The organism is Thioalkalivibrio sp. ALE25 (assembly GCF_000377285.1).
Classification (GTDB): Bacteria; Pseudomonadota; Gammaproteobacteria; order Ectothiorhodospirales; family Ectothiorhodospiraceae; genus Thioalkalivibrio.
In genome coordinates, this window is record NZ_KB897935.1 from 13,099 (window position 1) to 28,869 (window position 15,771).

Here is a 15,771-nt window from a genome sequence, read left to right on the forward strand (position 1 = left end):
GAGCGCAGCGGGAACCCCGCGACGAAATCCCGATGCTCGCCCCACCCAGCGTCGAGGCCGGCCACAGAGATCGCCACGGCGCTGCGCGCCTCGCGATGACGGGATCCGCTTACGCCGCCTGGGCGCGGATCAGCTCGACCCGGTTGCGCACGTACAGGTAGTACAGCACCGGGATGATCACCAGCGTCAGCAGCGTGGAGACAAACACGCCGAAGATCAGCGAGATCGCCAGGCCGGAGAAGATCGGGTCATCCAGAATAAACCCGGCGCCGACCATCGCCGCCAGCCCGGTCAGGATGATCGGCTTGGCGCGCACCGCACCCGCGTGCACCACTGCCTCGATCACCTCCACGCCACGGCGGATCTCCTCGTTGATGAAGTCCACGAGCAGGATCGAGTTGCGCACGATAATCCCGGCCAGCGCGATCATCCCGATCATCGAGGTCGCGGTGAACTTGGCGTCCATGAAGAAGGCATCCATGAAGGCATGCCCCGGCATCACCCCGATCACGGTCAGCGGGATCGGCGCCATGATGATCAGCGGCACCATGTACGAGCGGAACTGCGCGACCACCAGCAGGTAGATCAGGATCAGCCCCACCGAGTAGGCAATGCCCATGTCGCGGAAGGTCTCGTAGGTCACCTGCCACTCGCCGTCCCACTTCAGGGAGAAGTTGTACGGGTTGGCCGGCTGGCTGATGAACAGCTGCTCCAGCGGCTCGCCATAGGCCATCGGCTGATCGCGCAGGCCGAAGAACATGTCGAACATGCCGTACAGGGGGCTGTCCAGACCACCGGCCAGGTCGCCCATCACGTAGACGACCGGCAGCAGGTTCTTGTGATGGATCGAATGCTCCAGGGTCGAGTCCACCACATTGACCACCTCGGACAGCGGCACCAGGGTGCCGTCGCGCGAGCGCACCTTGAGCCCCAGCACCGGGTCCAGGCTGCCCTTCTCGGCCTGCTCGAACTCGAGCCGCACGGGCACCGCGTACTTCACGTTGGAGCCGTAGAGGTAGGTCACGTCCTCGCCGGACAGCGCGGTCTCGATCGCCTGCACCACCGCCTGCTGCGACACGCCCAGGCGCGCGGCCCGCTCGCGGTCCACCTGCAGGATCTTCTTCTGCCCCGGATATTCCACCGAGTCGTCGATATCGGTAATGCCGTCGGTGTTCTCGAAGCGCTCGCGCACCTGGCGGGCGATCTCGATCTGACCGTCGTAGTCCGGCCCGTAGATCTCGGCCACGATCGGCGACATCACCGGCGGCCCCGGCGGCACCTCGACCACCTTCACCGCGGCACCGTGACGATCGGCGATCTCGTTGATTGCCTCGCGCACACCGAGCGCCACCGCATGGCTCTGGCGCGAGCGCTCGGAGGCATCCACCAGATTCACCTGGATGTCGCCGACGTGCGAGCCCTCACGCAGGTAGTACTGCCGCACCAGGCCGTTAAAGTTGATCGGCGCCGCGGTACCCGCGTAGGTCTGCACGTTGTGCACCTCGGGCACGGTCTTCAGATAGTCGCCCATCTCCGCCAGCACGCGGGAGGTACGCTCCAGGCTGGTGCCCTCCGGCATATCCAGCACCACCTGGAACTCCGACTTGTCGTCGAACGGCAGCATCTTCATGACCACCAGCTGGAAGTAGGCCAGCGACACCGAGCCGAGGATCAGCACCAGGGTCCCGACCCACAGCACCAGGCGGTTGGTCTTCTTGCGCCCGGAGGTCCCGAGAAACGGCAGCAGCAGGCGGTTGAAGATCTTCATCAGCCCAGCGGAGGCGCTCTCGCCTTCCGCGCCGTGCCCGCCGCCGGCCGGTGCGGCATGCGCGTGCTGCTCGGCCTGGCGTCGCAGCACCTTGTACGTCAGCCAGGGCGTGACCACGTAGGCCACCGCCAGCGAGATGATCATCCCCATCGAGGCGTTGATCGGGATCGGGCTCATGTAGGGCCCCATCAGCCCGGTCACGAAGGCCATCGGCAGCAGGGCCGCGATCACGGTGAAGGTCGCGAGGATGGTCGGTCCGCCGACCTCGTCCACCGCGAGCGGGATAGCCTCGAGGAATTTCCTGCCGCCCTTGGCCATGTGCCGGTGGATGTTCTCCACCACCACGATGGCATCATCCACCAGGATCCCGATGGAGAAGATCAGCGCGAACAGCGACACGCGGTTGAGGGTGAAGCCATAGGCCCAGGAGGCGAACAGGGTGATCGCGAGCGTGATCACCACGGCCACACCGACGATGAAGGCCTCGCGCCAGCCCAGTGCGATCCAGACCAGGATCACCACCGACGCGGTTGCCAGGATCAGCTTCTGGATCAGGGTATTGGCCTTGTCGTCCGCAGTCTCGCCGTAATTCCGGGTGATAGTCGTCTCGATACCGTCAGGGATATAGGTCCCGCGCAGCTGTTCCAGGCGCTCGACCAGGGCGTCGGCGATATCCGGGGCGTTGGTCCCCGGTTGCTTGGCAATCGCCACGGTGACCGCCGGGTGGCTCTCGCCCGCGCGCGCTCGATCGCCGGCGGCCGCGCCATGGGCAAAGCGCACGTGCTCGGTGGCATAGGCCGGGCCCTGCACCACCTCGGCAACGTCCTCGAGGTAGATCGGACGGCCGTCGTGCATGCCGACCACCAGACTGGCGAAAGCCTCGGGTTCGGTAATGAAGTCGCCAGCCTGGACGAGGATCTCTTCATCGTCCTGATAGAGCTGACCGGCGTCGCGCGAGAAGTTGGAGGCCTGCAGGCTGGTGCGCAGGTCATCCACCGACAGGTTGTAGGCAGCGAGCGTCTCCGGCTTGAAGCGCACGTGCACCACGTGGTCCGGGCCGCCGACCGTGTAGATATCACGGGTACCCGGGACCCGCTTGAGCTCGGCCTCGATCCCGTGCGCCACGCGCAGCAGATCGTGCCCGCCGCGCTCGGGGTCCTCGGTCCACAGGGTCACGTTGACGATCGGCACGTCGTCGATGCCCATCGGCTTGATGATCGGCTCGCCGACCCCCAGCCCCGGCGGCAGCCAGTCCTGGTTGGAGAACACCTGGTTGTACAGGCGCACCAGCGCCGCGGTGCGGTCCTCGCCGACCTCGAACTGAATGGTGATCTGCGCCATGTTCGGGCGCGAGACGGAATAGATGTCATCGATGCCCTCGATCTCCGAGAGCACCTGCTCGGCCGGCGTGGCGACCAGTTGCGCCACCTCCTGCGCGCTCGCCCCGGGGAACGGGATGAACACGTCGGCCATGGTCACGTTGATCTGCGGCTCTTCCTCGCGCGGGGTCACCAGAATCGCGAACAGCCCCAGCAGCAGCCCCAGCAGGGCCAGCAACGGGGTGATCTGGGTGGTCAGGAAGGCCTGCGCGATGCGCCCGGAGATCCCCATCCGCTCGGACGCCCCCTCCGTGGTGGCATCGCTCATGGGTTCACCTGCTGATGTTCCTTCAGCCAGATCTGCGCGTGGACCGGATCCAGCGCCACGCGCTCGCCGGCCTCCAGACCGCCGTGGATCTCGATCAGGCCGTCATGCTGACGCCCGACCCGTACCTGGCGGAACGCCACCCGGTCGTCCGCATCCACCACATAGACGGCGATGACCTCGCTGCGATAGACCACGGCCTCGGTCGGCACCACCAGGCGCTCCACCGCGTCCACGACGAAGGCGGTCTTCACGAACATGCCGGGGAACAAGCCCAGATCCTGCTGCTCCGGCAGGTTCACGCGGATGCGGAAGGTCGAGCTGGCGGGATCGGCGTAGGGGAAGATGGTCAGGCTTTCGGCCGCCACCCGGTCTCCGTTCAGCAGGACCTCGGCACTGCGCCGCTCACGCACGCTGTGAATCAGACGCTGCGGCACATCCACCGCCACCCGCAACTGGTCCAGGCTGATCCCGGACAGCAGCGGCGACCCCGGGCTGACCGACTCGCCGACCTCTACATGGCGCTCGGTCACGATCCCCGAATAGGGCGCGTACACCTCGGTGTAGCCCAGTTGTTCACGGGCCTCCTCGACCCGACCCTCGGCCGAGCGCAGGCGGGCACGCGCCGACTCCAGCGCGGCCTCGGCGCGATCGAACTCGGAGCGCGACACCACCCCGCGATCGAACACATCGCGAATGCGCTCGAACTCCGAACGGGCCTCGTTGAAGCGGGCGCGGGCCTCGGCCAGATCGCCCTCGGCCTGGCTTACACGGGCCTGCTGCTCGGTGTCGCTGACCCGGACCAGCAATTCATCGGCCTCGACGAAGTCGTCGACATCCACGTAGATCTCGCGGATCCGCCCGGAGGTCTGCGCCGAGATCGTGGACCGCTGCACTGCCTCGACGCGGCCATCCAGGATCCGTTCCTGGGTGATCGTCTGGCGTTCGGCGGTGGCCGTCTCGAACGGCAACTCCGCCTGGGCCGCAAACGGCAACAGCAGCAGGGCCCACAGGGTGTGGCGCATCCGGTTTCGTGTCATGAGGCGTCTGTCCTTGCTCGAAGAGGTCGTCGGGGGTGCGCAGGCGCGCACCGGGCCCGGAACCATATATTAGATTTTTCTAATTTATTATTTCCTGATGTTGAACGCAATCCGGCCGTCCGGCCCCGCCGCGTTCGTCTCCCTCGCAGCGAGTATAGCCACCCTGACAAGGGTTTCACCCGCTAGGGAGACGCGAGCGCTGCACCGACCCCGCGCTCCCCGTATCATGGCGACCTTTCGCCGCAACGCCCCGGAGGATGCCATGCCGCTGCTGCAAGTCGAGACCAATGCCGCCCTGCCCGACGACACCGCCACGTTGTGCCAGCGTCTGTCCGCCGCGGTCGCCGACTGGCTGGGCAAGCCCGAGGGCTACGTGATGGTCGCCTGCCGCCACAACCCGGCCATGTGCTTTGGCGGGCGCACCGATCCGCTCGCGTACTGCGAGCTGAAGAGCATCGGCCTGCCCGAGGGCCTGACCCGCGAGCTGTCGCGCAAGCTGTGCGACAGCCTGCAGGCGGAACTGGGCATCGAGCCGGCCCGCGTCTACATCGAATTCGCCGACGCCCCGCGCCACTTCTGGGGCACCAACGGCACCACGTTCTGAACCCTTTCCAGCCATCAACCACGGACTGCCCCCGATGCGCGTCTCGCAATTCCCGCTGAACACCCTGAAGGAAACCCCGGCCGACGCCGAGATCATCTCCCACCAGCTGATGCTACGCGCCGGCTACATCCGCCGGCTGGCCTCCGGGCTGTACACCTGGCTGCCACTGGGCCTGCGGGTGCTGCGCCGGGTGGAAAACATCGTACGCGAGGAGATGAACCGCGCCGGCGCCCTGGAGGTGCTGATGCCGGCGGTGCAGCCGGCCGAGCTGTGGCAGGAGTCCGGGCGCTGGGACTTCTACGGCGCCGAACTGCTGCGCATCAAGGATCGCCATGACCGCGACTTCTGCTTCGGCCCGACGCACGAGGAGGTGATCACCGACCTGGTACGCCGCGAAGTCCGCAGCTACCGCCAGCTGCCGGTCAACTACTACCAGATCCAGACCAAATTCCGCGACGAGCGCCGCCCGCGCTTCGGCGTGATGCGCGCCCGCGAATTCCTGATGAAGGACGCCTACTCCTTCCATATCGACGCCGACTCCCTGGGCGACACCTACCAGCAGATGCACGCGGCCTACACCCGCATCTTCGAACGCTGCGGTCTGGACTTCCGCGCGGTGGAGGCCGACACCGGCGCCATCGGCGGCAACACCTCGCACGAGTTCCACGTGCTGGCCAGCTCCGGCGAGGACGCCATCGCGTTCTCCCCGGCCGGGTTCGCCGCCAACGTCGAACTGGCCCCCTGCCCGGTGCCCGCGCCGGCCCCGGCCCCCGGCGCGGCGCTGGAGAAGATCGCCACGCCCGACGTGCACACCATCGACGATCTCGCGAAATTCCTGGACATCCCGACCGAGCGGACGGTGAAGACCCTGGTGGTGGCCGCCTCCGACGCGATCGACGCCGACCTGGTCGCCATCGTGCTGCGCGGCGACCACGAACTGAACGCGGTGAAGGCCGAGAAGCACCCCTGGGTCGCCGAGCCGCTGCGCATGGCCGAAGCCGCCGAGATCCGGGCCGCATTCGGCGCCGACCCCGGCTCGCTGGGGCCGGTGGACAGCCCGATTCCGGTTCTCGCCGATCAGGCCATGCTGGGCATGGCGGACTTCGTGGTCGGCGCCAACGAGGACGGCTACCACCTGACCGGCGTGAACTGGGGCCGCGACCTGCCGCAGCCGGAGACCGCCGACCTGCGCAACATCCTCGAGGGCGAGCCGGCCCCGGACGGTTCCGGGGCGATCGAGATCCGCCGCGGCATCGAGGTCGGCCATATCTTCCAGCTGGGAGACAAGTACAGCCAGGCCCTGGGCGCCCGCGTACTGGACGAGGACGGCCGCGAACAGGTGGTGACCATGGGCTGCTACGGCATCGGCGTCTCGCGCGTGGTCGCCGCCGCGATCGAGCAGAACTCCGACGAGCGCGGCATCTGCTGGCCCACCGCCATCGCCCCCTTCGACATCGCCCTGTGCCCGATCGGCGCCAAGAAGTCCCAGCGCGTGCGCGAGGCGGCCGAGAAGCTGCACGACGAGCTGGAGGCCGCCGGCTTCCAGGTCCTGCTGGATGACCGCGAACAGCGCCCCGGCGTGATGTTCGCCGACATGGAGCTGATCGGAATCCCGCACCGCCTGGTCATCGGCGAGCGCGGCCTCGACGCCGGCGAACTCGAATACCAGGCACGCACGGCCACCGAGGCCGAACACCTCCCGATGGATGGCCTGCTCGACGCCCTGCGCCAACGCTTGCAATAAGGGCTCGGCGGTCACCGTGCCTCGCCCGCAGAAAACAGCGCCGAAGTGACGGGCGTATTCGGGACCGGTATTTCCCGGGAGAGTCCGGTTCGACAACCGTTTGCGCGCTAATAACGCAGCGCGTTAACATTTATCCATGATCCAGAGCTACCGCGGCAAGGAAGCCGCGCGGCTGGCCCGGGGCGAGAGGGCACGCCGCCTGCCCGACGAGGTAACGCGCCGGGCACGAATGCGTCTGGCGCGCATCCACGCTGCCACCCGCCTCGAGGATCTGCGCCAGCCTCCCTCGCATCGACTGGAGGCACTGAAAGGCGACCGCGCGGGTCAATACAGCATCAGGATCAACGACCAGTGGCGCATCTGTTTCGAATGGCGAGACGGTCACGCCTACAACGTCGAGATCGTGGATTACCACTGATCCGACGACCACCAGGGAGGCAACGATGACAGCACAGGATATCGAGGCCCCGATCCATCCGGGCCAGCACCTGGCCGAATTCATCGAGGAGGCAGGCATCAGCCAGTACCGCCTGGCGCACGACATCAGCGTGCCCCCCCGCCGAATCAACGAGATCGTGCAGGGCAAGCGCGCGATCACGGCGGATACGGCGCTTCGCCTGGGCCGTTATTTCCGCACCTCGCCCGAGTTCTGGATGAACCTCCAGGATCACTTCGAGCTCGAGCAGGCCCGCCAGTCCCTGGGGCCTCGGCTTGAACAAGAAGTACATCCGCGCGTTGCCTGATTCACGCGGCCCCCTCATCGACTGCCCCGCCGCAACCGATCCCCGCAAACAGGGCCGCTTCTGATGGGGTCGGTCGCCTTTACCCTGGAGATGGGGATCGTGTTCGGCCTACTAGGGCTGACGATCCTGCTGTTCGTGACGGAGGTGATCCGGATCGACCTGGCGGCGCTGAGCGTGCTCTTCCTGCTCGGCATGGTCGCGCTGGTGCCGGGGGTGGCGCCGATCGTCGAGGGCGAGGCGCTGTTCTCCGGCTTCGCGTCGAACGCGGTGATCGCGATCATCGCGGTGATGATCATCGGCAAGGGGCTGGACCGCTCCGGGGTCATGAACCGCCTGGCGGACCTGATCCTGCGCTTTGGCGGGCAGACCGAGCGCCGCGTGATGGCCACCACCTCGGGGGCCGTCGGCATCATCACCAGCTTCATGCAGAACATCGGTGCCGCCGCCCTGTTCATGCCGGTGATCAACCGCATCGGGGCCGCCGCGCGCATCCCGCGCTCGCGCCTGCTGATGCCGATGGGCTTTGCCGCGATCGTCGGCGGCACCCTGACGCTGGTGGCCTCCAGCCCGCTGATCCTGCTCAACGACCTGCTGCCGCGGGATGTCGAGGGCTTCGGGCTGTTCGACGTCACCCCGATCGGACTCGCCCTGCTGGGTACGCTGATCCTCTACTTCGCGCTGTTCGGACGCTGGGTCCTGCCGGCCCGCGATCCCCAGACCGAGGACCCGGACGAGAGCCGGGTGCAGACGACCTCGGCCTGGTTCCGCGATGTCTACGGCATGGATTTCGGCGTGCGCGAGGCACGCCTGGACGAGGACAGCTCCCTGGCCGGAATGCGTGTGGGCGATTTCGAGGCGGCCTTCGGGGTGCACGTCGTGGGCGTCACCACGGGCGACGAGACCCGCATCGAACCCAACCGGGACGTGGAGCTGGAGCGCGGGGCACACCTCGCCATCCTCGGCCCGGTCACCACCATCGAGACGACCTGCGACCACACCGGCACCTTGCTGAAGGACGAACTGGACGTGTTCGCCCGCGCCCTGTCCGCTCGCCACGGCGGCATCGCGGAGGTGATTATCCCGCCCGGCTCCGACCTGATCGGCCAGACCGTGCGCGACAAGGGCATGCGCCGCAGCTACGGCATCTCGGTGCTGCGCATCCAGCGCGGTGATGACCTGATCGTCGACGAGGTCCCGGATACCCCACTGAAGGCCGGCGACACCCTGGTCGTGCATACCCCGTGGGAGAACCTGCAGGCGCTGGAGGACGACCGCGACTTCGTCGTGGTCACCAGCCGCTATCCACGACGCAAGCAGGAGGCGTCAAAGACCCACCGGCCACTGGCCGCGCTCGGCTCCCTGGCGCTGGGGCTGGGGCTGGTGCTGTTCACCGACCTGCCGCTGGCACTGGCCCTGCTGGGCGGGGCCCTGGGGATGATCTTCACCGGCGTGATCACGATGGACGAGGCCTATCGCGGCATCAGCTGGAAGACCGTCTTCCTGCTCGCCTCGCTGATCCCGCTGGGGCTGGCGGTGGAGAACTCCGGCGCCGGCGAGTGGATCGCGACCAACGGCATGCAGCAACTGGAAGGGATGCCGGTCTGGGTGCTGCAGGTCGCGGTGTTCCTGCTGACCACCTTCTTCACGCTGGTGATGTCCAACGTCGGGGCGACGGTTCTGCTGGTCCCGCTGGCGGTCAGCTTCGCGAGCGTCGCCCAGGGCATGGGGATCGACGCCGACCCGCGCGTGTTCGCGCTGATCGTCGCGATCGCCGCATCCAACTCCTTCATCCTGCCCACCCACCAGGTCAATGCCCTGATCATGGATCCCGGCGGGTACCGCGTGGCCGACTACCTGCGCGCCGGCGCCGGTGTGACCCTGCTGTTCATGGTCGTCTCGCTGCTCGTCATCAACCTGCTGTTCTGAGGGAAACAGTGTTTCCCTCAGCCCGGTTCAGGGCCGGTACAGGCTACTCGGACAGACTCGGCTACAAACCCACACGGAAATCGCGCATGCCCGCAACGCTTCGTCTGTACCCGGTCCTGGCAGCCCTGGCACTGCTGCTGGCCGCCTGCAGCCCGCGGATCTACGGGGTAAGCGAAGAACAATGGGACGCCATGGGCGAGGCCGAACGGGTCGAGGCCATCCGCGCCTGGGAATCGGTGCAGAAGGCCCGCGAGGCCCGGCTGCAGGCCGAAGCCGAGCAGGAGGCGGCACGGGCAGCCGAACGCGCCGAGCGGGTCGCGGCCATCCGCAGTGGCCAGGCCGGCCTGCCCGGAGACCTGATCCGCGTCAGTCTCAGCGGCGGCACGCTGCGGATCGGCGGTCGCGAACGCGCGCTGGAGCCAACGGCCTTTACCCTCGCCAGTGGCGAGAGCCGCAGCATCGAGGTACACGCCGAGCGCTACCGCAGTGAGCTCGAGGTCGCCTATGAAGACGGCCTCTTGCTGATCGACCTGCCGCGCCATTCGCGCACCGGGGCGGCCCGCCTCGCCTGGGACGGCGCCTGGATGCAGGGGGCCGAGACCCGCATCCGGTCGGAAGGTCCGCACCGGCTGCGCGACGTGCGTGCCTTCGTCCAGGTCATTCCGCCACCGGGTCGCCCGCTGCGGCGCTACTGAGGCACCGCCGAGTCAGCCCGTGGAGAACTCGCGCGGCGCCGGCTCCGGGGGTTCCAGCTCCTCGGCCTCCACCGCATCCACCCGCGCCATGCGCGGCCCGTCGGCCAGCCACTCCTCCAGCGTGTCCAGCGCCCTGCGCGGGCCCACGGCCAGCACCTCGACGCTGCCGTCCGGCTCATTACGGGCATAACCGGTCAACCCGAGCCGCCGGGCCTCGTCGCGGGTAGAGGCGCGGAAGAACACCCCCTGCACCTGACCGCTGACACGCCAGCGGCGGGCATGGTTATCATTGGCCTCCGTCATTTTTCGTCCTCCGGAGTGGATTCATGTCCGATGCCCCTACGCTGTACCACAACCCGCGCTGCAGCAAGTCGCGCGCGACCCTGGCACTGCTGCGCGAGCAGGGCGTGGAGCCGCAGATTGTCGAATATCTGAAGACGCCGCCGGATGCCGCCACCCTGCGCGCCATCGTCGACCGGCTGGGCATCGCCCCGCGCGATCTCCTGCGCACCGGCGAGGCGGAGTACCGCGAACTGGGCCTGAAGGATGCCGAGCTGGACGACGAGGCGCTGATCCAGACCATGGTGCAGCACCCGAAACTGATCGAACGCCCGATCCTGGTCATGGGTGACCGCGCCCGCATCGGGCGTCCGCCCGAGCAGGTGCTGGAGATCCTGTCATGAGCGCGGCCCCCGAGGTCCTGGTGCTGTACTACAGCCGCTACGGCGCGACCGCCGAGCTGGCCCGTCACGTCGCCAGCGGCGTGGAGCGGGCCGGCGCCGTCGCCCGCGTGCGCACCGTGCCGCCGGTGAGCACCAACATCACCGGCGAGGCGCCGGCGGTTCCCGCCGACGGCCCGCCCTACGCGGAGACCCGCGACCTGGAGGAATGCGCCGGGCTGGTCATGGGCTCGCCCACGCGCTTCGGCAACATGGCCGCGCCGCTGAAGCACTTCCTCGACGGCACCAGCGGCCTGTGGGCCAGCGGCGGCCTGGTCGATCGCCCGTTCGGGCTGTTCACCAGCACCGCCACCCAGCACGGCGGGCAGGAAACCACCCTGCTGACCATGGCCCTGCCCCTGATCCACCAGGGGATGCTCTGGGTCGGCGTGCCCTACACCGTGCCGGAACTGAGCACCACGACCTCCGGGGGCTCGCCCTACGGCGCCAGCCATGTCGCCGGTGGCCAGGGCGAGCACCCGGTGACCCGCGAGGAGCAGCGCATCGCCACGGCCCTGGGCGAGCGGGTCGGGCGGATCACGCGCCGCCTGCAGAACGGGGAATCGGCATGATCCTCGCGGCGCGCGCGCTGGCGCTGGTCGCCTATCTGGCCCTGATCGGCCTGATCCTGGTCTGGACCACCTGGATCGACCGGCCGGAGATCGTGCCGGTCTCTTTGGCGCTGGTGATCCTGGTCCTGCCGCTGCTGTTCCCGCTGCGCGGGATGCTGCACGGGCGCCGCTACACCCACGCCTGGTCCAGCCTGCTGGCGCTGGCCTACGTGACCCTGGGGATCACGCTGGCCGCGGCGGCCGATGCGCGCCTGTACGGGCTGCTGATGACCGCCGCCAGCCTCGCCTGGTTCGCCGGCTGCCTGCTCTACGTCAAACTCGACGCCCGCCGCGCTCGCAAGCTTACTTCCTGATATTCACCACGAAGCGCACGAAGACACGAAGAAGGTCAAAACCCGTTCACAGGAAGACGGGAAGGCTGGAAGAGGGCATTTTGTTTACAGGAGGTTGCGGGAAAGTCCTTTCCGGTGCGCAATGTACCCACGCTTCGGCCGGAGCGAGGCGCCCAGCCAGCATCCCCGGGCCGAGGACCGCCTCCCGGTACGCCCCATCCAGAATCTTCCGTCCTTCCCGTCTTCCTGTTAAACGCCCTTGACCTGGCCCTTCTTCGTGCCTTCGTGTGCTTCGTGGTGAAGATCAGGAACGCGCGAGCTGGTCGCGGACGAAGGGGATGGTCAGACGCCGCTGTTCGGCCAGGGCGGCCAGGTCCAGGCGGTCCAGCAGGGCCAGCAGGGCCACCAGATCACGGCGGTAGTGGCGCAGCAGGTAGTCGGCCACCGCCTCCGGCAGCTCCAGCCCGCGCAGTGCGGCGCGCTGGGCGAGGATGCGCTTGAGGTCGTCTTCCTCCGGTGCCTGCATCCGGAACACCGGTCCCCAAGCCAGGCGCGAGGTCAGGTCCGGCAGGCGGCTGCCCAGCCCGTCCGGCGCATGGGTCGCCGCCAGCAGCACCCGGCAGCCACTGTCGCGCAGGCGGTTGAGCAGCCCGAACAGGGCTTCGTCCCAGTCGCCCTGCCCGACCACCTCGTCGAGATCGTCCAGCGCCACCAGGCGGGCGCGCTCCAGGCCGTCCAGCACCGCCAGCGGCGGGGCGGATGCGACCTCGCCCAGCGGCAGGTAGGCCACCGGCTCGCCACGTTCATGGCCCTGATGACAGGCCGCCTGCAGCAGGTGGGTCTTGCCGACGCCGGACGGCCCGTGCAGCAGGATCTGTGGCTCGCTCATGCCGACCCCGACGGCCAGCGCCTCGACGGCATCCCGGGCGAGCGGATTGCCGCCGGGATAGAAGCCGGCAAAGCGCGACGTATCCCGCAGGCGCAGGTCCAGCGGCAGCTGGCGCTGCGGGGCAGCCTCGCGACCCTGGCCGGCAGTCATTCCCGGCGGGCTCCCGGCTCCGAGGGCGCTTCCCCGGCATTCAGGCGCCGGTAGTGCACCAGCAGGTGGCGCACGCCGACAGCCAGCACCGCCGCCACCGGCAGGGCCAGCAGCACGCCGAAGAAGCCGAACAGCTGTCCGCCGGCCAGCACGGCAAAGATCACCGCGACCGGATGCAGCCCGGTGCGGTCGCCCACCAGCCAGGGCGTCAGCACCATGGACTCCAGCACCTGGGCCACGGCGAAGATCACCAGCACGATCAGCAGCAGGGTCCAGCCGTCGCCCTGCACCAGCGCGGCGGCGCTGGCGAGCAGCACCCCGACGATCACGCCAACATAGGGGATAAAGCTGACCAGCCCGGCGATCAGGCCAATCGCCAGCCCCATCTCGACCCCGGCCACGGTCAGGGTGACCGCATAGAACAGGCCCAGCGCCAGCATCACCAGCATCTGTCCGCGCAGAAAGGCCCCCAGCGTTTCGTCCGACTCCGCGGCGAAGGTCATCACCGCCGAACGCCAGGCCCGCGGCAGCAGGTCGCGCAATCCGTCCAGCAGGCGCGGCCAGTCGCGCAGCAGATAGAAACTCACCACCGGGATGAGCACCAGGTTCAATACCCCCAGCACCAGCGCGCCGGTGGAGCTGCCGATCCACTGCAGTACACCCCCGGCCAGCCCGCCGGCCTCGCGCCAGTGCTCGGTGACCAGCCCCTGCAGCGCACCGGCGTCCAGCGGCGGCAGGCCGTCCCCGGCCAGTTCCTCCAGCCACGGCCGCACCTGCGCATCGAACCAGCCGAGGATCTGCGGCAGCGCCAGCGTGAGTCGTTCGAACTGGGCGATCGCCAGCGGGATCAGGATCAGGATCAGCGCGGCCAGCCCGAGCATCACCAGCAGGAAGATGACCACCGTGGCCAGGGTGCGCGAACGCCCGGTGCGCACCGCCAGACGTGTCACCAGCGGATTGAACAGATAACCGATCAGCAGCGCCACGACGAAGGGGGTAAGGATTGGCGCGAGCAGGTACAGCGCCCCGCCCAGTACCAGCAATCCGACCAGGGCGGCCAGGGTCGCGGCCGAGACCGGGCCGACGCGCTCGCGCAACTCGATCCCCGTGCTCATGACGCCCTCCCGTTCGCCGCGTCCGACCCGCCCTGGCCGCGCAGGTAACGCCACGCATACAGGCCCCACTGCACGGTATAGGCCAGACCGCTGGCCAGGGTCGTGAAGGCCACGACAATAATCAGCAGCTGCACCCAGATCGGGTCCAGTGCCAGCAGACCGACCTTCACGATGGCCACCAGCACCAGCGCGATCTGCAGGAAGGTGTTCACCTTGCTGATCAGCAACGGCCGAATGGCCAGGGGCCCGACAAACACCCGGTACAACGCGGAGCCAAGGGTCAGCCAGACATCCCGCCCCACCACCAGCAACAGCAGCCAGAGGGGCAGCAGTCCGGACAGGGTCACGGCCACATAGATCCCCAGCATCAGCAGCTTGTCCGCCGCCGGATCCAGCCAGGCACCCAGCGGCGTATGCCAGCCGTAACGCCGGACCAGCCAGCCGTCCAGGGCGTCACTCAGTCCGGCGATTGCCAGCAGCACCACCGCCACCAGGTAGTGCTCCAGCGCCAGCAGCACGACAATCGGCGGGATCAGCAGGATCCGGCCGATCGTGACGGCATTGGGGATCTGGTGGCGGGGCAGCATCCGGTTCGCCGTGACAGCAATCAGCGCCGATCAAGCCAGGCATCGGCCTCGGGTGCCGCATCCGGCGCCTCGGCCCGGGCAAAGCCGGAGCCGCGCAGCAGGTCGACCAGGTCATCGCGATCAAGGCCGGTGCGCACCTGCAGCACCACGCTGTCGCCGGCCAGCGCATCCAGACGCGCCGCCTCCACCGCCTGCAGCCGCGCCAATTCCGCGCGCAGGCGCTCGAAGGCCGCAAAGCCCTGGATCCCGGCAAACCCCAGGCGCAGCCATTCCGGCTCGGCCGCGACCCGTGCCAGGGGCTCGGCCACCCGGTCCAGCGCCCGCGCCACCGCCTCGCGGGCCGCCACTGCGGGGCTGTCCCCACTGGCGGAACTGCGGTATTCACGGGTGTCGTGCACCGCGACCACCCGCGCCTCGGCCCCGCTCGCGGTCTCGCGCACGTGCAGCAGCAGAACCCCGTCGGCCTCGTATCGGCGCGCGGCCGCAACCAGCGGCTCGCTCACACCGCCCACGATATCGGAGGGCTGGGCGGACCGGCGATCCTCCAGATCGCCGAGCGGGAACAGCAACGGCATGTCCCGGGCCTCGGCCAGCTCGTCCAGCGCCGCGAGGATCCCCGGGCCGTCCACCGCATCCCCGAGCAGGTCACGCTGCCCGCCGGCATCATGTACGGCCCATACCAGCAGCGCCGGACGCTCGCCCAGCAAGGCCGGCACACCCGCGTCTCGCAACGCGGTGCGCAGACGAAACGGGTCGAACTCCAGGCGGTAGCGATCTTCTTCGACCTGTTGCCGCCGCTCCAGCGCCGCGATCCAGCCCTCGTCGTCGCGGCCTTCGAGCAGTTCACCCGCCAGATCCAGCACCGGGCCCGAACGCAGCCCCGCCAACCTTACCAGCGCCTGTTCCAGCCCCTGCTCCAGGGCCCGGGCCTCGTCCTCGGCGGTGACCGTCACCACCAGCGCGTCATCGGCGGCCCCGGCCGGGGTCAGCACCAGGAAAAGGAGGCCCAGCAGGAAGGCCAGGCGGGAATGCGCTCGAGGATGCAGGGGCATGGTCATGATCGGTTGTTCGACAGGCGCCACAAAATACCACAGGCATGCGCCCCGGCATCGCCGGAGAAGGCTCGCCAGCGCCGCCCGTTCGCACCCGCCTTCTTCGCCGCGAAACGCTTCCCGGCTTTGCACCCCCGCACCCGGCTCGCTACCATGCCGGGTTCTGCGAGACCGCCGCAGCGCGCGGCCTC

16 protein-coding genes are annotated in these 15,771 nt (G+C 68.5%); 9 read left to right on the forward strand and 7 right to left on the reverse strand.

Annotated elements, in window-relative coordinates; genetic code table 11:
* Window positions 1-109: 109 nt before the first annotated feature.
* On the reverse strand, window positions 110-3,415 hold the full coding sequence (locus C996_RS0110745) for an efflux RND transporter permease subunit (RefSeq protein ID WP_018867448.1): 3,306 nt from the start codon (window positions 3,413-3,415) through the stop codon (window positions 110-112).
* Window positions 3,412-4,437, reverse strand: a complete 1,026-nt coding sequence (locus C996_RS0110750) for an efflux RND transporter periplasmic adaptor subunit (protein WP_018867449.1) — start codon at window positions 4,435-4,437, stop codon at window positions 3,412-3,414. The genes C996_RS0110745 and C996_RS0110750 overlap by 4 nt, the downstream gene beginning before the upstream one ends.
* Before the next feature lie 277 nt (window positions 4,438-4,714).
* On the opposite strand from C996_RS0110750, the gene C996_RS0110755 reads away from it, so the two are divergent.
* The 6 genes from C996_RS0110755 to C996_RS0110780 all read left to right on the forward strand — a co-directional run bounded on the left by C996_RS0110755 (window position 4,715) and on the right by C996_RS0110780 (window position 10,164).
* Complete coding sequence (locus tag C996_RS0110755) at window positions 4,715-5,056, forward strand: phenylpyruvate tautomerase MIF-related protein (protein ID WP_026279294.1); 342 nt, start codon at window positions 4,715-4,717, stop codon at window positions 5,054-5,056.
* A gap of 34 nt (window positions 5,057-5,090) precedes the next feature.
* Complete coding sequence (locus tag C996_RS0110760) at window positions 5,091-6,800, forward strand: proline--tRNA ligase (RefSeq protein WP_018867451.1); 1,710 nt, start codon at window positions 5,091-5,093, stop codon at window positions 6,798-6,800.
* A 136-nt stretch (window positions 6,801-6,936) separates the two neighbouring features.
* Entirely contained in the window at window positions 6,937-7,218 is a 282-nt protein-coding gene (locus tag C996_RS0110765) for a type II toxin-antitoxin system RelE/ParE family toxin (RefSeq protein ID WP_018867452.1), read from the forward strand.
* 25 nt (window positions 7,219-7,243) lie between these two features.
* The gene (locus tag C996_RS0110770; protein WP_018867453.1) at window positions 7,244-7,543 is read left to right on the forward strand and encodes a HigA family addiction module antitoxin; all 300 of its coding nucleotides are present in this window, start codon (window positions 7,244-7,246) and stop codon (window positions 7,541-7,543) included.
* 63 nt (window positions 7,544-7,606) lie between these two features.
* Window positions 7,607-9,469 (forward strand): SLC13 family permease, encoded by a 1,863-nt coding sequence (locus C996_RS0110775; RefSeq protein ID WP_018867454.1) that lies wholly within the window; start codon window positions 7,607-7,609, stop codon window positions 9,467-9,469.
* An 86-nt stretch (window positions 9,470-9,555) separates the two neighbouring features.
* Window positions 9,556-10,164, forward strand: a complete 609-nt coding sequence (locus C996_RS0110780; protein ID WP_018867455.1) for an Hsp20/alpha crystallin family protein — start codon at window positions 9,556-9,558, stop codon at window positions 10,162-10,164.
* A gap of 12 nt (window positions 10,165-10,176) precedes the next feature.
* Here the strand turns inward: C996_RS0110780 and yccX are convergent, their stop codons facing one another.
* Window positions 10,177-10,467, reverse strand: a complete 291-nt coding sequence (yccX, locus tag C996_RS0110785) for an acylphosphatase (RefSeq protein ID WP_018867456.1) — start codon at window positions 10,465-10,467, stop codon at window positions 10,177-10,179.
* Between the two features lie 23 nt (window positions 10,468-10,490).
* Here yccX and arsC point away from each other — a divergent pair, with 23 nt between their 5' ends.
* The 3 genes from arsC to C996_RS0110800 are packed head-to-tail and all read left to right on the forward strand — an operon-like array spanning window position 10,491 to window position 11,808.
* Window positions 10,491-10,847 (forward strand): arsenate reductase (glutaredoxin), encoded by a 357-nt coding sequence (gene arsC / locus C996_RS0110790; protein WP_018867457.1) that lies wholly within the window; start codon window positions 10,491-10,493, stop codon window positions 10,845-10,847.
* The gene (wrbA, locus tag C996_RS0110795) at window positions 10,844-11,455 is read left to right on the forward strand and encodes an NAD(P)H:quinone oxidoreductase (RefSeq protein ID WP_018867458.1); all 612 of its coding nucleotides are present in this window, start codon (window positions 10,844-10,846) and stop codon (window positions 11,453-11,455) included. The genes arsC and wrbA overlap by 4 nt, the downstream gene beginning before the upstream one ends.
* On the forward strand, window positions 11,452-11,808 hold the full coding sequence (locus C996_RS0110800) for a DUF2069 domain-containing protein (RefSeq protein WP_018867459.1): 357 nt from the start codon (window positions 11,452-11,454) through the stop codon (window positions 11,806-11,808). The genes wrbA and C996_RS0110800 overlap by 4 nt, the downstream gene beginning before the upstream one ends.
* A gap of 283 nt (window positions 11,809-12,091) precedes the next feature.
* On the opposite strand, the gene hda is transcribed toward C996_RS0110800, so the two are convergent.
* The 4 genes from hda to C996_RS0110820 are packed head-to-tail and all read right to left on the reverse strand — an operon-like array spanning window position 12,092 to window position 15,580.
* Window positions 12,092-12,826 (reverse strand): DnaA regulatory inactivator Hda, encoded by a 735-nt coding sequence (hda, locus tag C996_RS0110805; protein ID WP_018867460.1) that lies wholly within the window; start codon window positions 12,824-12,826, stop codon window positions 12,092-12,094.
* Window positions 12,823-13,941, reverse strand: a complete 1,119-nt coding sequence (locus C996_RS0110810) for an AI-2E family transporter (protein WP_018867461.1) — start codon at window positions 13,939-13,941, stop codon at window positions 12,823-12,825. The genes hda and C996_RS0110810 overlap by 4 nt, the downstream gene beginning before the upstream one ends.
* The gene (locus tag C996_RS0110815; protein ID WP_018867462.1) at window positions 13,938-14,528 is read right to left on the reverse strand and encodes a CDP-alcohol phosphatidyltransferase family protein; all 591 of its coding nucleotides are present in this window, start codon (window positions 14,526-14,528) and stop codon (window positions 13,938-13,940) included. Before C996_RS0110815 ends, C996_RS0110810 begins: the two co-directional genes overlap by 4 nt.
* A gap of 20 nt (window positions 14,529-14,548) precedes the next feature.
* Window positions 14,549-15,580, reverse strand: a complete 1,032-nt coding sequence (locus C996_RS0110820; RefSeq protein ID WP_018867463.1) for a DUF2066 domain-containing protein — start codon at window positions 15,578-15,580, stop codon at window positions 14,549-14,551.
* Between the last annotated feature and the right edge of the window lie 191 nt (window positions 15,581-15,771).